Origin of the sequence: Thermus caldilimi (genome assembly GCF_004684245.1) — a bacterium.
Classification (GTDB): domain Bacteria; phylum Deinococcota; class Deinococci; order Deinococcales; family Thermaceae; genus Thermus; species Thermus caldilimi.
The window spans coordinates 1,215,604-1,229,662 of the sequence record NZ_CP038452.1 but is presented as its reverse complement, the minus strand read 5'-3'; the positions used below and the strand labels follow the sequence as shown (position 1 = coordinate 1,229,662).

The following is a 14,059-nucleotide window of genomic DNA, read 5'->3' as shown; positions in this document are numbered from 1 at the left end:
TGTCCAGGTTCAGAAAGCCCCTTCCTGAAGGGAAGATGCTATGATGCCAGAGAGTGGCTGAGGTTTTCGTGCGCCTAAGGCGAGGCCGGTGGCCCCTTTCCAAAGGGCTTTTGGTGGAGGCCCTTCTGCCCTTGGGGGTGCCCCTCGAGGCTGCCCAGGCCGTGGCCCACACCGTGGAGGAGCGGTTGAAGGCGGAAGGGCAGCTGGCCGTGCCCCCTAGGCTCCTGCGCAAGGTCTTCCTGGAGGAGGTGGCCCGGGCCCTGGGGGAGGAGGTGGCGGATAGCCTTTCCAGGCAGACCCTGCCCTTTGAGGAGATCCTGGTGCTCCAGGGGAGGAAGCGGCGTCCCTTCTCCAAAGGGCTCCTGGCGAGGAGCCTCGAGGAGGCGGGTTTTTCCTTGAAGGAAGCCCACGACCTGGCCAAGGAAGTGGAAGGGTACCTCAGGCAGGAAGGGGTCAGGCAGATCTCCGCCCGCCGCCTGGAGGAGGTGGTGGCCCAGGTGGTGGGCCGGGCCTTGGGCAAGGGGGCTCGCAGGCGCTACCTCCAGCGCCAGGCCTTCGCCGGGGAGCTTTTCGTGGAGGAGGAAAGCGGCGAACCCCGCATGCCCTTTTCCAAAGGCATCCTGGCCCAGTCCCTCATGGGCATTGGGTTTTCCCCTGAGCGGGCCTACCGGCTGGCCCGGGAGATGGAAAAGGCCCTGCGCCAGGAGGGGCGGAGGGTGATCCGGCGGAATGAGCTTCGGGAAAGGGTGTACCAGGCCCTTCTCAAGGAAGCGGGGGAGGAGGTGGCCAGGCGGTACCTGCTCCTTAGAAGCCTGAGGCGAAGCGCCCGCCCGGTGCACATCCTCATCGGTGGGGTGACTGGGGTGGGGAAGAGCGTGCTGGCCTCGGCCCTGGCCTACCGCTTGGGCATCACCCACATCGTTCCCTCCGATGCCGTGCGGGAGGTCTTCCGGGCCTCCCTTTCCCAGGACCTCCTTCCCACCCTGCACCGTTCCACCTTTGAGGCCTGGAAAGCCCTTCTGCCGGACCTGAGCGGGGAGGAAAGCCATGAGGTGCGGGTGATGCGGGGCTTTTTGGACCAGGTGGCCCGGGTGGCGGTGGGCCTGCGGGCTATTCAGGAGCGAAGCGCCCTCGAGGGTACCTCCATCGTTCTGGAAGGGGTTCACGTGGTTCCCCGTTACCTGGAGCATCCCTACCGGGAGCGGGTCCTCACCGTGCCCATGCTGGTGGTGCTTCAGGACGAGAAGCTTCACCGGGACCGCTTTCTCCTCCGAGACCGGGAGACGGCCCACGCCCGCCCGCAGGAGAAATACCTCACCCACTTCGCCGAGATCCGCCTCATCCAGGAGCACCTCCTCCGCTGGGCTCAGGAGGAGGGGATCCCCGTCATCCCTGGCGAGGATCTGGATGAGGCGGTGGAGAAGGCCTTGGAGGTCCTGGTGGCCTACCTCGAGGCCCATGGCTCCCGGGAGGTGGCCCGTGCTTGAGGTGCTGGGGTTTTTGCTTCTCCTCTTCCTGGCCTTCCGCTGGCAGAACCGCTTTCCCCTTTGGGCTTTGGGGATCTGGGCCAATCTTATTTGGTTTGTATATCAAAATGAGATGGGCTCGGGGTGGCTGGCCTACCTGAGAGGCTTGGGTGCAGGAATCTTCCTGGCGGCGGGGTACGGCAGGCCAGGCTTGGCCTGGGCCCTCATCCCTTGGCCCCTCCTCCTCTACCTGCGCCTGGATGTCCGGGAACTCCTTCTTTATCTGCCGGCCCTGGGAGAGGGGATGCTCCTTGGAGCCCTCCTTTACCTGGCGGGCTTTCGCAAGCGGTAGACCAGGTAGGGAAGGCCTACCCCCAGGGCACCCCCTGTGAGGAAGGGGATGGGGTGGCCGAAGAGGAGCTGAAGGAGGAAGAGCAAGGCGAAAAGCCCCACAAAGAAGGGCACAAGAAAGGGCTTCTCCCCATAAGCGACGCCCATGGTGCCCACGAAGAGGCCCACAGCCAGGGCCATTCCCTCCTGGTTGGGGCGCAGGAAGAGGAAATAGGCATAAGCGGCCACACCCAGGAGAGCCAGGCTTTGGGATAGGCGGTTAGGGTTCATCAGGTCCAGTTAAAGCGTTTGACCAGCACCTGGGAAAGAACCAGGGCCACCCCACCCCAGGCCACCTGGGGCTCCTGCCCCAAAAAGCCCATGACGGCGGAGAAGAGCCCCGCCACGAGAAAGAAGGGGACGTACTTGGGGTTCACGGTGAGGCCCAGGACGAAGGCCACCAGGAACCCCGCAATCCCCGGGGGCAGGGTGGCTCCCAGGACCATGAAGAAAAGCATGAGGGCGATGGTGATGGCCCCTGCCAGGTAGTAGGCTCCGGGGAAAGGTTCCTTGGGCTTCTTGCGGGCGTCCTTGGCTTCAGGCATGGCCCAAGCTTATCACAAAAGCCCCGCAGCCTGGGCCACCGCCTCGAGGCTCGCGGGCACCGGGGGCAGAAGCTTGGCCACCTTTTCCGCCGTGGCCGGGTCTTTGAGGCCGTGGCCCGTGAGGGTGAGGACCACGGTGCTTCCCGGGTCCAACCGGTCCTCCCTGAGGAGCTTCCACACCCCAGCCATGGCGGCGGCGGAGGCGGGCTCGCAGAAGATCCCTTCCTCCTGGGCCAGGTAGCGGTAGGCGAGGAGGATTTCCTCGTCTGTCACTGCCTCTATCGTCCCGCCGGATTCCTCCTTGGCCCGCATGGCCCCTTGCCAGCTGGCCGGGTTGCCGATGCGGATGGCGGTGGCCAGAGTTTCCGGCTTCTCCACGGGCCGCCCCAGGACCAAGGGGGCGGCGCCCGCTGCCTGGAAGCCCAGCATCCGGGGGAGGCGGCTCGCCTTGCCTAGGGCGTGGTATTCCTTGTAGCCCATCCAGTGGGCGGTGATGTTGCCGGCGTTGCCCACGGGCAGGGCGTGGTACTGAGGGGCATCCCCCAGCTCGTCCACCACCTCGAAGGCCAGGGTCTTTTGGCCTTCCAGGCGGTAGGGGTTCAAGGAGTTCACCAGGGCCACGGGATAGGCCTCGGTGAGGGCCTTGGTAAGGGCCAAGGCTTGGTCAAAGTTGCCTTCAATTTGGATAATCCGCGCCCCATGGACCAAGCTCTGGGCCACCTTGCCCAGGGCCACGTGGCCCGCGGGCAGGATGACGATGGCCCTTATCCCCGCACGAGCGGCGTAGGCGGCGGCGCTGGCGGCAGTGTTTCCCGTGCTGGCAGCCGCTACCGCCTTCGCTCCTTCCTCCACCGCCTTGGAAACCGCCAGGGTCATGCCCCGGTCCTTGAAGCTTCCCGTGGGGTTTAGCCCCTCGAACTTGGCGTAGAGGCGTATGCCCCGTCTTTGGGCTTCCTCAGGGCCTTTTAAGGGTATCAAGGAGGTGGAGCCTTCCAAAAGGGAGATCACGGGCGTGTTCGGGGACACGGGAAGGTAGGCCCGGTACCGTTCGATGAGGGGAAACCGCATGGGGATATGTTTCCCCCTGGGGGGCTAAGCCGTCAAGGGTTCCAGGTATGTCCTAACGGGGGTGGAGGAACCCGGTGTGGCAGGGATTTTCCTCCGGCGGAGCGTGGGCGGGATGGCCCTACAGGCCAAGTCCCTGGGCCTTTAGGGCAAAGCCAGGCAGCTCTGGGTCCTAGGGGAGGGATTCCGGGTCTTGGCACCTCTCGTCCCTATCAGGACGGAGGATCTCCACCTGATGGGCGTAGGGGTCCACAAGCCCCACCAGGCGTGCCCCTTGGGCCAGGTAAGCCTGGGCCTTTTGCCGGCGTTCCTAAGAGCTTTGGCTCCAGGAGCGGATCTCAAAGACGGCGTCGGGAGAGAGCACGGCCCCGCTGGGAAACCGGAATCCGGTCTCCGAGCTGAAGATGTACCCGGCCCTGAGGTTCTTCATCCCTCACGGGGTGGAAGGGATCCAGAAAGGGTACGCCCTTATTCTACCCCGGGAAAGGGGGTTCCCTCTTCCGTGGGAGGCTTTGGGGCCGGGGCGGGCAGGTGGCCCAGGTGCCCGGAGAGGAAGCGGAAGAGGTCGGCAAGGAGGCCGCTGGCCGTGGGCCCGCCCCCGGCTCCCGGTCCCGTCACGAAGACCTCGCCCAAGGGCCTTGCCCGCACCCATAGGATGTTGCCTTGAGCCCGGGCCAAGGGGTGGTCCTGCGGTAGGCGCCTGGGGGCCACCGCCGCGCGCCAGCGCCCACCCTTCCCGTAGAGGCTTGCCACCAGGCGTACCTTTTCTCCTTGGGCTTGGGCGGTTTGGACGATTTCCGGGGTGAGGCGGGTAATGCCCTGGGTTTTCACTTCTGGGAAGGGAAAAACAGGGTCCACAAGAAGCCTGGCCAAAAGGGTGAGCTTGTGGGCGGCGTCTAGGCCCTCCACGTCCAGGGTGGGATCCGCCTCGGCGTAGCCCATACGTTGCGCCTCGAGGAGGGCTTCCCCATAGGTCCGCCCCTTTTCCATCTCCTGGAGGATGTAAAGGGTGGTGCCGTTCAGGATCCCGTGGAGCTCTACAAGCCGGCTTCCCCTGAGGGTTTCCAAAAAGGAAAGGGCCGGGGTGCCGGCCATGACGCTAGCCTCGTGATAGATGAGCCCTTCCTCGGCGAAGGGGCGCAAGGCCTCCCAGGCCTCCGCCAGAAGGGCCTTGTTGGCGGTGATGAGGGGAATGCCCGCTTCCAGGGCAGGGTGGACCAAGCTAAGGGGGCCCTCCACCCCACCCATGGCTTCCACCACCACGTCCGCCTGGAGGAGGTCCAGGGGTTCGGTGTGCAGGAGTTCGTCGGGGATGGACCTGGGCTTGGATCTATCCCGCACCAGTACCCCCAGAAACCGAGGGGAGAAGCCCAGGGCATGGAAGTCCTCGAGGCGTTCCTGGACCAGGGTGTAAAAGGCGCTACCCACGGTGCCTCCGCCCAGGAGGGCGATCTTCACCTCTTCCATGCCGGGGATTATACCGGCTTCCCCTCGGCCTTTGCCCTAAAGTGAAGCCGTGGAGGTCCGCCCGCTTCTAGAGGAAGCCCTTGGGGAGCGGGGACTCCTTTACGCCTGGGCGCCCTTGGCTCTACCTGAGGAGGCCGAAAGCCGCTTCCGGCGCTTCCTGGCCGAGGGACGGCACGGGGGAATGGCCTATCTGGAACGAGGCGTGGAGGCCCGTTTCCACCTGGAGTACCGCTTTCCCTGGGCGCGAAGCGCCCTGGTGGTCTTCGCCCCCTATGCCTACCCCGACCCCGGGATGCCCAAGGGGGGAGTCCGGGTGGGTCGGGTGGCCCGCTACGCCTGGGTGCGGGACTACCATCTGCTCCTTGGCGAGGAGCTGAAGGCCCTCGAGGCCCTGGCCCAGCGCCTGGGGGTACAGGCCAAGGGCTACGTGGACCACGGTCCCATCCCCGAGCGCACCCTGGCGGCCCTTTCCGGGATGGGCTGGGTTGGGAAAAGCGGTATGTTCCTTTCCCCGGGGTTTGGGGTACATGCCTTCATCGGGGTGCTTCTCACCTCCTTGGAAGTGGAGGCTTTTCCTCTCCACCTAAACCGCTGCGGGCGCTGCACCCGTTGCCTTGCCTCCTGCCCCACGGGAGCCCTTCTGGGGGATGGCACCTTGGATGCCCGGGTTTGTGTGAGCTACCTCACCGTGGAACATAAGGGCTTCATACCTCCTGGGCTTTGGCCGGGGATAGGGGAGTGGCTTTTGGGATGCGACCTCTGCCAGGAAATCTGCCCCTGGGAGCGGTTTGGCCGGGTGTGGCGGGGCTTTAGGCCGGAGCCAGAGCTGGCCCACCCGGACCTTGCCGGGTTCCTTCGCCTCTCGGGAAGGGCTTTCCAAAGGAGGTACGGGGACACGGCTTTCGCTCGTCCGGGGAGGGCCCACATGGCCCGGAATGCCCTCATTGTCCTGAGCAACCTGGGCCTGGGGGAGGATCTCCTGCGGGAGGCAGCCCGGGATCCCCACCCCTTGGTGCGCCGCACGGCCCTCCATGCCCTTTACCGGGCTGGCTTGGGGATTGAGGGGTTTCTAAGGGATCACGATGAGGGGATTCGGGTCGAGGCCTCAGTCCTCCTTGGGGAAGCGTCCGGTGCGGTAGACCTTTTCCAGGACGGGGGGAAGTTCCCAGGCCCGGAGGTCAAAGATGAGGGGTCCTAGGTCGTAGGGCACCTTGAGAAAGTGGACCTCGAGAGTTCCCGTGTCCAGGATCATGGCATCGGCCCCGGGCTCCCCGCTTAGGCTTAGGCCCACGCTCCCTGGATCGGCTACAAGACCCATGCCCACCCGGCGGGAAAGGGGCAGGTGACGCCCTCCCAGGAGGAGAACCGCGGCACCGTACCGTTCCAGAAGGGGCATAAGCTGGTTGGCCGGGCCCAGGAGGTCCAGGTGGCTTTCGGGGTTACCAGGGGTACCGTGGAAGGCCACCAGGCGTTTTCCTTCATAAGTTTTGCGGTGGGAAAGACGCAAGAAGCGCAAGTAGTTTAGCTCCTTTCCCGAAAGTTGGGACCGGGTCCATTCCAAGGTGGCCTTGCCCACCCCTTCGGGCAAGGTTCCCGGCAAGGGATAGGCCACCCTCAGGTCCCAGGCCCCGGCGATAGCGGGAAGCCCTTCCTTGAGAAGGCGGCCGATGACCTGCTTGGGATGGGGGCCGTAGCCCACCAGGTCCCCCAGGACCAGGACCTCGTCCACGCCTTCATCCCGCAGGGCTTCGAGGGCAGCCTCGAGGGCCGGCAGGTTGGCGTGGATGTCGGAGAGGATCCCGAGCCGCATGGTCTCATTCTCTCATGGACCTCAGGAGGACCCCGTGGCAACCCACCCTGAACCCCTTATGGTAAGGGGGTGCGGTCCTTCTTCTTGGGTTTCCTCCTGGCCTTAACCTTACCCCCTTTCCCCTTGGGCTTTTTCGCCCCTTTGGTCCTGGCTTTCCTCCTCCAGGGGGGTTTTCGCACGGGTTTTCTCATGGGCTTAGGGTTTTGGGGCCTCCACCTTATCTGGCTTCCCCAAAGCTTCGCCCAGCTCTTCGGCCCCTTGGGGGTGGTGCCCTTCGTGCCCCTGGTGCTCCTCAAGGCCCTTTCCTTTGGGTTCCTCTTCGCCCTGACCCCCACGCCCCTTACCCGGGTGGGGGGATGGGTGGTGTGGGAATGGCTCACGGAACAAGGGGATTTGGCCTTCCCCTGGGGTTTCCTAGGCTACAGCCTGGTGGAGGCTCCCGGGCGGGTGCTGGCCGCCTGGGGGGGAGTCTACCTCCTTTCCCTTTGGGTTTTGCTGGTGGCCTGGGGCCTTAGGGAGCGGCGCTACGGGATTCTTCTGCTCTGGGGGGTGTTGTGGCTTTTCCCTTTGCCCCCGGAAGCAGGGCCGGAAAGGGCCCTTCTGGTTCAGGGGAACGTTAACCCCCTGGCCAAGGTGCAAGGGGAGTTGGATCAGGAGGTCTACCTTCGTTTTACCAAGGAAGCTTTGGCCCAGTACCCGGAGGCGAGACTGGTGGTCTGGCCGGAAACGGCGGTGTGGCGGATCCCCGAGGAAGTCAACCGCCTGCTTCAAGACCGGCTCCTCCTCACCGGCCTCAACCTTTACGGGCCTAACCGGGCGGTTCTATACCAGGGGGGGCAGGTCCTGGGCCATTACGACAAGGTGCGCTTGGTGCCTTTTGGGGAGCGTTTTCCCTTCCGGGAGATCCTGGGAGAGGTGTACGGGTTTTTCTTCCAGGCCTTTGGCCTAGGGGAGCTTGCGGACCGTACGCCAGGGGACCGGCTGGCTCCCCTCGGCCCTTACGGGACCATGATCTGCTACGAATCCGCCTTTCCCTCCGTGGCCCGCACCTTGGTTGGGGAGGGGGCGGGGGTGCTGGTCCTTCTCACCAACGATGCCTGGTATGGTCCCTCCTTCGGCGGCAAGCAGCACTTCGCCCTGGGGCGGCTTAGGGCGGTGGAAACGGGGCGCTGGCTCTTACGGGCGGGAAACGACGGCATCACCGCCAGCATAGACCCCTATGGCCGGGTGGTGGCGCAGATTCCCCCACACCAGGAGGGGTACCTCCTGGCTCCCTACAGCTTGAAGGAGGGCCGTACCCTTTACGTCCGCTACGGGGACTGGGCGGTGGGGGTGGCGTTGACGCTTTTCCTCTGGGGCCTTATCCTTAGGATGCGCGCGCCGGGGTGGCGGAACCGGTAGACGCGGCAGACTCAAAATCTGCTGTCCGCAAGGACGTGCGGGTTCGAGTCCCGCCCCCGGCACCAAAAGGCCAGGCCCCAGGGGCCTGGCCGAAGTCTTGTAGTCTTGGAGAAACCTATACCCCCTCTACCCGAACCCCTAGGACCTCCAGGAACTGAGCCAACCACGTGGGATGGGCGGGCCAGGCGGGCGCGGTAACCAGATTGCCGTCGACTACCGCTTGGTCCACCGGCACCTCCTCATACTGGGCCCCGGCCAGGGTCAGCTCCGGCCCCACCGCAGGATAGGCGGTAGCCCTGCGCCCTTTCATCACCCCGGCTGCGGTGAGCACCTGAAGCCCGTGGCAGATGGCGGCCACGGGTTTTCCCGTTTCAAAGAAGTGACGGACGATCTCCAGCACCCTGGGCTCGCGGCGGATATACTCGGGAGCCCGTCCTCCCGGAACCACCAGGGCGTGATACTGGGTGGGGTCCACCTCGTCAAAGGAGTAGTTGAGGGTGAAGTTGTGACCGGGTTTTTCCGAGTAGGTTTGGTCACCCTCAAAGTCATGCACAGCGGTACGGATCCGCTGGCCGGTGCGCTTCCCCGGGCATACAGCGTGCACCTCAAACCCCAGCATCTTCAGGGCCTGGAAGGGCACCATGACCTCATAATCCTCCACGAAGTCCCCCACCAGAAAGAGAATCTTGCGGGCCATGCCTTACCTCCTTCACCCTTGAGGGCCCTTCCATTCTAGCCCTGGTACCGGGACAGTTCAAGGTTGATCTAAAATAGCCAGGGTGTAGGTGGCCTCGGTCCATAGCCTAGGAGGGAGGCCTATGGCTTCCTGGAAGAGGGTCTTAAGCTGTTCAGGAGAAAACCTGTGCTCCAGGGGTGGGCCCTCCTCTTCTTGTCGGAAGGGCCATTCCAAGACCACCACCCGCCTGGCCACCCGGGCAGCTTCCCTCAAAGCGGGGATAGGGTCCAGGTGGTGGAGGCTCAGGCCGAAGAAGGCCAGGTCAAAGCTTTGGGCTGGGAAGGGGAGGTTTTCCCCGTGGGCTTCCAGGAAATGGGCTTTCTTCACCTTGGCTCGGGCCACCTCGAGGCGATCGGACCTGGGGTCCACCCCCACGGTGAAAAGGCCCAGGCGGGCGAAGGCCTCGGCGAAGACCCCGGTTCCCGTGCCGATGTCCAAAGCGCTTCTCGCCCCTAGGCCCTCCAGGGCCTTCCTGGTGATCTCCGAAGGGGGAAAGCGCTTGATGCGCTCAGGGGAGCGGAAGGGATCGCGGGCCTCGCAGGCGTTGGTGAAAAGGGCCCACATCACCGTGGCCCCTTCCTCTGCCGCGGCCAGATATGCGGCCTGGAGGGCCTGGAAAACGGCCCCCTCTTCCCCGGAAACCTCGGAGTGGGTGGGCAGGACCCGGTACACCACCCCGCTTTCCTCCAGGGCCGAAAGGGCCTTTTCCACGGCCCGGTAATCCCCTTGCAGAAGGGGGTAGAGGGCGAAGAGGACTTTTACCGCCATCTTCCCAAGTATAGGGCGCCGCGGTTACCCGCACGCTTCCCTGCCCCGTCCGCCTCGGCAAAGGGAGGCTTGGCCTCGGGCGCCAGGAAGACCGCTTTCCCTTCCACCTCGGGGGGACCTAGGAGGCCTTCCAGGTCCTCACGGGCGAGGAAACGGGCCTGGGCCCAAGGGGTAACGCCCTGTTCTCCCAGCCTGCGGTATAGGGCTGCCCAGGGGGAGAGGGCCTCCAGGATCCCCACCACCAGGCTTCCTCTAGGCCTTAGGACCCTTCGGGCCTCGAGGAGGACCCTTTCCACATCCTCCACGAACTCCAGCACGGTGAAGATGAGCACGGCGTCGAAGCTCTTTTCCGGGAAGGGCAAGGCCTCCCCTCTGCCCGCCACCCAGGTGGCTTCCGGCACCTGCTTTTGCCCCACCCGCAGCATGGCCAAGGAGGGTTCAAGTCCCACCTTCTTGGCGTAAGGGAGGCGCTTCAGCCAGTAGCCGGTCCCCGCCCCCACCTCGAGGAGGCTTTCCCCCGGGGGAAGGAGCCATCGCAAAGCCCTTTCCTCCTCGGCGATGACGAAGGCTCCCAAGGGAGTTTCGTACCAGGCCTCGTAGGCCTCAGCCAAAGGGGCGAAGGGATCCTCCCGCATCCCGACCTTAGCCTAACCGGATCACGGCGCCTTCGTCTGGGCGCAGGCGCAGGATGTTTCCCACAGCCTCCTCCCGGTCCAGATGGGTGGAGAGGACCACCTGGCCCTTTTGCGGTAGCTCCAAGGCCCTTTCCCGGTCCGTGAAGTTCAAAGCCACCAGAAGGCCTTCGCCCCGCAGGTAGGCGTAGATCCCATTCCCTGCCCGGTAGGTGCGGTAGGAGCCAAGGAGCAGGCCCGGGTCTTGGCGTAAGGCGATGAGGCGCTTCACCAGCTGGAGCATGGACCGGGGATCTTTTTCCTGGACCGCCACGTTTCTTACCGGCCAGTCGGGGTTGAGGGGAAGCCAAGGCTCCACGGTGGAGAAACCCGCGTAAGGGGAGGTATCCCAGGGCATAGGGGTGCGCTCGGGGTCCCGGCCCAGGCTGTGGTAGCCCGCGGGGGTGCGGTCCTTCTGTCTTAGGGCGGCGGGGTCCTGCACTTTGTTTGGGGGGATCTCCCCGTTGGGCAGGGCCAGCTCGTCCCCGTAGTACCAGGTGGGGGTGCCCCGCAGGGTGAAGAGGAGCATGGCCGCCACCCGGGCCTGGGCTTCCCCCAGGCGGGAGGCCAGCCGGGGCTGGTCGTGGTTGCCCAAGACCCAGTTGGGCCAGTCCCAGGGGGTAAGGAGGCTTTCGTACGCCTCCACCAGGCGGGCGAGGTTCTCAGGCCGCCAGTGGGGTAGGCCCTCGGTGATCAGGCTGAAGTTGAAGGGAAGGTGGCAGCCCGCCCGGTAGTAGCGCACCAGGCGGTGGAGGGGGAGGTAGATCTCCCCCACCATGACCCGTTCCCCGCCTGGCTCGCTGAACTGGTCCAAAACCTGGCGCATTTCCCGCACATAGGCGTAGGTTTCCGGTTGGTCCTCCGTGAAGAGGTGGTCGTGGCGGAGACGGTCGGGAAGCCCGGGCCGCCACTCGGGGTTTCCTGGCTCATCCCGGAAGAGGGGGTCCTTGGCCAAAAGCCAAAGGACATCCACCCGAAAACCATCCACCCCCCGCTTAAGCCAAAAGCGCATGGCCTCATAGATGGCCTCCCGCACCTCGGGGTTTTGCCAGTTGAGGTCCGGTTGCTCGGGCAGGAAGAGGTGGAGGTAGTACTGCCCGGTCCTTTCGTCCAGGGTCCAGGCGGGGCCCCCGAAGAAGCTCTGCCAGTTGTTGGGGGGTCCTCCGCCGGGAGCAGGGTCTTTCCAGATGTACCAGTTCCGCTTGGGGTTGTCCCGGGAACCGCGGGACTCCAAAAACCAGGGGTGCTGGTCCGAGGTGTGGTTGGGCACCAGGTCGATGAGGACCTTAATCCCCAGGGCATGGGCCTCCTTGAGGAGGCGGTCAAAGTCCTCGAGGGTGCCGAAGATGGGGTCCACCTGGCAGTAGTCGGCCACGTCGTAGCCGAAGTCCTTCATGGGGCTCTTGTAAAAGGGGGAGAGCCAGATGGCCCCCACCCCCAGGGACTTCAGGTAATTAAGCCTTCTCCGGATGCCCTCGAGGTCGCCGACGCCATCCCCGTTTGTGTCCTGGAAGCTTCTGGGGTAGATCTGGTAGACCACGGTTTCCTTCCACCACATGCCCGGAGTCTACCGCAACGGGACGGCATGTGGAAGGATTTCCAGACAGATCCTTCTGATCGTGTATAGAATCCAGAATAAGTTTCCGATCCCGGTTTATACTGACTTTCGTGAGTCTGATTATCGTGGCCAACCGTGCCCCCTTCCGTTTGACCGCCGAGGGCCTAGTCCCCGCGGTGGGGGGGCTGGCCACCGCCTTGTTGCCGGTCCTCGAGGCCCGGGGAGGGACCTGGGTGGCTGCGGCGGAGTGGAGTGAAAGGGGTCGCATGACCCAGCCCAGGCAAACCGGGATCCGGCTGGAAAGGGTTTTCCTCAGCGAGAAGGAATGGCAGGGCTACTATGGAGGGTTTTCCAACCGGATCCTCTGGCCCCTTTGCCACTACTTCCTAGAGAAGATAGAGTTAAGACGGGAGTATTTCCAGGATTACCTGCGGGTAAACCGCCGCTTTGCCGAGGCGGTAGCCCGCGTTCACCGGAAGGGAGATACGGTCTTTGTGCAGGATTACCATCTCCTTCTCCTCCCTGGGCTGCTCCGGGAGAGGATCCAAGGCCCCATAGGCTTCTTCTTCCACATTCCCTGGCCCTCCAGCGGGGTTTTCCGCATCCTTCCCTGGGGAAGGGCCTTGGTGGAGGGGGTGCTGGGGGCAGACCTGGTGGGTTTCCATACCTGGGAGTATGCGGAGAACTTCCTGCGTACCGCTGCCTATTACGGCTTTTCTGTGGAGGGGAACGGGGTGCGGGTGGGGGAGCGCACCGTGCGGGTGGAGGCCTATCCCTTAGGCATCGATACCCACCGGTTCCACGAGCTTTCGCAAAGCCCAGAGGTGGGGGCCTACGCCAGGAGCCTACGGCGCCTGGCCGGGGTGGACCGCTTGATCCTGGGGGTGGACCGGCTGGACTACACCAAGGGGATCCGGGAAAGGCTTTTGGCCTTTGAACGCTTCCTCCAGGCCTACCCCCACTGGCGGGGCCGGGTGGCCTTTTTCCAGATCGCCACCCCAAGCCGCACCCAGGTGGCCGCCTACCGCGAGCTCAAGCGCCAGGTGGACGAGGTGGTGGGGCGCATCCTGGGTGGTTTCCTGCGGGAGGACTGGGTGCCCCTCCGCTACTTCTATCAGACCTACACCCAGGAGGAGCTTGCCGCTTTCTACCGGGCCGCCGACGTAGCCCTCATCACCCCCTTGCGGGACGGGATGAACCTGGTGGCCCTGGAGTATGCCTACACCTCCTCGGAAGGGGTATTGGTCCTCTCCAACCTGGCCGGGGCAGCGGAGTACCTCAAGGAGGCCCTCCTGGTGAACCCCTACGACCTGGATGGCATGGCTGCCGCCCTGGATAGGGCCTTGCGCATGCCCTATGGGGAGCGGCAGGAGAGGCTTAGGGCGTTGAAGGCGAGGGTGGAGGCTTTGGATGCCCAAAGCTGGGCGGATCGTTTCCTCTCCTCCTTGGAGGTTCATTTGGGGCAGGGGTCCCGAAGGGGTGGGATGAGGGTGGAAAAGCCCCTTTTCCTCCTGGACTACGACGGCACCCTGGCGCCCATCGCCCCTAGGCCGGAGGAGGCCTTTCCCCACCCCGAGGCCTTGGAGGTTCTAAGGGCGCTCATGGTCCGCTACCCCCTCTACGTGATCACGGGGAGGCGGGTGGAGGATCTGGCCAGGCTCCTACCCCTTCCGGGCCTGAGGGTGGTGGGGGGGCATGGCTTGGAGGAAGGCGAGGTGGGTGGGGAAAGCCATCCCCTTTTTCCTGTGGACCTCGGCCCCCTGCGGCGGGTACTTCCCTCCTGCCCGGGGGTTTGGTTGGAGGATAAGGGGTTTGCCCTGGCCCTCCACTACCGGGGGGCGGAGGATGAGGAAAGAGCCCGGGCCTGCCTGGAGGGGTGGCTTGCCGCCCAGCGGGAGCTTTTGGAGGCCTTGGGCCTCGAGGCCCTTGCGGGGAAGAAGGTCTTGGAGATCAAGCCTAAGGGGACCAGCAAAGGCCAGGCGGTGTTGCGGCTTTTGGAAAGACATCCCGGCCACACCCCTGTCTACATCGGGGACGATGCCACCGATGAGTCCGCTTTCCAGGCCCTTGAGGGGAAAGGGCTGACCTTTAAGGTGGGCCCGGGGCCCACCCGGGCGGAAGGGCGGTTTAAGGATGTGGAGGCGGTCCTGGCCTACTTGAAGTCTTACCTCTAGGGGCGCAT

General features: G+C 64.7%; 14 protein-coding genes and 1 tRNA gene. 6 read left to right on the top strand and 9 right to left on the bottom strand.

The genetic code is table 11. The features are described 5' to 3' along the window. Window positions 1-53 precede the first annotated feature (53 nt). Window positions 54-1,487, top strand: a complete 1,434-nt coding sequence (locus tag EBI04_RS06235; RefSeq protein ID WP_167481901.1) for an ATP cone domain-containing protein — start codon at window positions 54-56, stop codon at window positions 1,485-1,487. Further along, the gene (locus EBI04_RS06230) at window positions 1,480-1,818 is read left to right on the top strand and encodes a hypothetical protein (RefSeq protein ID WP_135256746.1); all 339 of its coding nucleotides are present in this window, start codon (window positions 1,480-1,482) and stop codon (window positions 1,816-1,818) included. The genes EBI04_RS06235 and EBI04_RS06230 overlap by 8 nt, the downstream gene beginning before the upstream one ends. Here EBI04_RS06230 and EBI04_RS06225 read toward each other — a convergent pair. The 4 genes from EBI04_RS06225 to EBI04_RS06205 all read right to left on the bottom strand — a co-directional run bounded on the left by EBI04_RS06225 (window position 1,791) and on the right by EBI04_RS06205 (window position 4,933). Further along, window positions 1,791-2,087 carry a hypothetical protein gene (locus EBI04_RS06225; RefSeq protein ID WP_015717835.1) on the bottom strand — a complete coding sequence of 99 codons (297 nt, stop codon included), beginning with the start codon at window positions 2,085-2,087 and terminating at the stop codon, window positions 1,791-1,793. The genes EBI04_RS06230 and EBI04_RS06225 overlap by 28 nt on opposite strands. Further along, complete coding sequence (locus EBI04_RS06220; protein ID WP_135256745.1) at window positions 2,087-2,401, bottom strand: hypothetical protein; 315 nt, start codon at window positions 2,399-2,401, stop codon at window positions 2,087-2,089. Before EBI04_RS06220 ends, EBI04_RS06225 begins: the two co-directional genes overlap by 1 nt. Window positions 2,402-2,413: 12 nt before the next feature. Further along, window positions 2,414-3,469 carry a threonine synthase gene (gene thrC, locus EBI04_RS06215; protein WP_135256744.1) on the bottom strand — a complete coding sequence of 352 codons (1,056 nt, stop codon included), beginning with the start codon at window positions 3,467-3,469 and terminating at the stop codon, window positions 2,414-2,416. A gap of 465 nt (window positions 3,470-3,934) precedes the next feature. Further along, complete coding sequence (locus EBI04_RS06205) at window positions 3,935-4,933, bottom strand: homoserine dehydrogenase (RefSeq protein WP_135256743.1); 999 nt, start codon at window positions 4,931-4,933, stop codon at window positions 3,935-3,937. Between the two features lie 49 nt (window positions 4,934-4,982). Here EBI04_RS06205 and queG point away from each other — a divergent pair, with 49 nt between their 5' ends. After that, window positions 4,983-6,131 carry a tRNA epoxyqueuosine(34) reductase QueG gene (queG, locus tag EBI04_RS06200; RefSeq protein ID WP_135256742.1) on the top strand — a complete coding sequence of 383 codons (1,149 nt, stop codon included), beginning with the start codon at window positions 4,983-4,985 and terminating at the stop codon, window positions 6,129-6,131. Here queG and EBI04_RS06195 read toward each other — a convergent pair. Continuing rightward, a complete protein-coding gene (locus EBI04_RS06195; RefSeq protein WP_135256741.1) occupies window positions 6,039-6,743 on the bottom strand; it encodes a metallophosphoesterase family protein in 705 nt (234 codons plus the stop codon). The genes queG and EBI04_RS06195 overlap by 93 nt on opposite strands. A gap of 69 nt (window positions 6,744-6,812) precedes the next feature. On the opposite strand from EBI04_RS06195, the gene lnt reads away from it, so the two are divergent. Next, window positions 6,813-8,144 (top strand): apolipoprotein N-acyltransferase, encoded by a 1,332-nt coding sequence (lnt, locus tag EBI04_RS06190; RefSeq protein WP_135256740.1) that lies wholly within the window; start codon window positions 6,813-6,815, stop codon window positions 8,142-8,144. Beyond that, window positions 8,123-8,209: transfer RNA gene (locus EBI04_RS06185), tRNA-Leu, on the top strand. Before lnt ends, EBI04_RS06185 begins: the two co-directional genes overlap by 22 nt. A 50-nt stretch (window positions 8,210-8,259) precedes the next feature. Here EBI04_RS06185 and EBI04_RS06180 read toward each other — a convergent pair. Genes EBI04_RS06180 through EBI04_RS06165 form a run of 4 tightly spaced genes read right to left on the bottom strand, consistent with a single transcriptional unit; the run spans window position 8,260 to window position 11,877 of the window. Beyond that, entirely contained in the window at window positions 8,260-8,841 is a 582-nt protein-coding gene (locus tag EBI04_RS06180; protein ID WP_135256739.1) for a DJ-1/PfpI family protein, read from the bottom strand. Window positions 8,842-8,898: 57 nt separating this feature from the next. Continuing rightward, window positions 8,899-9,648, bottom strand: coding sequence for a class I SAM-dependent methyltransferase (locus EBI04_RS06175; RefSeq protein ID WP_135256738.1), 750 nt, complete (start codon window positions 9,646-9,648; stop codon window positions 8,899-8,901). Next, window positions 9,639-10,283 carry a class I SAM-dependent methyltransferase gene (locus EBI04_RS06170; RefSeq protein ID WP_135256737.1) on the bottom strand — a complete coding sequence of 215 codons (645 nt, stop codon included), beginning with the start codon at window positions 10,281-10,283 and terminating at the stop codon, window positions 9,639-9,641. The genes EBI04_RS06175 and EBI04_RS06170 overlap by 10 nt, the downstream gene beginning before the upstream one ends. Window positions 10,284-10,290: 7 nt before the next feature. Then, window positions 10,291-11,877, bottom strand: coding sequence for an alpha-amylase family glycosyl hydrolase (locus EBI04_RS06165; RefSeq protein WP_135256736.1), 1,587 nt, complete (start codon window positions 11,875-11,877; stop codon window positions 10,291-10,293). Between the two features lie 110 nt (window positions 11,878-11,987). On the opposite strand from EBI04_RS06165, the gene EBI04_RS06160 reads away from it, so the two are divergent. Then, window positions 11,988-14,051, top strand: coding sequence for a bifunctional alpha,alpha-trehalose-phosphate synthase (UDP-forming)/trehalose-phosphatase (locus tag EBI04_RS06160; RefSeq protein WP_135256735.1), 2,064 nt, complete (start codon window positions 11,988-11,990; stop codon window positions 14,049-14,051). Window positions 14,052-14,059 lie beyond the last annotated feature (8 nt).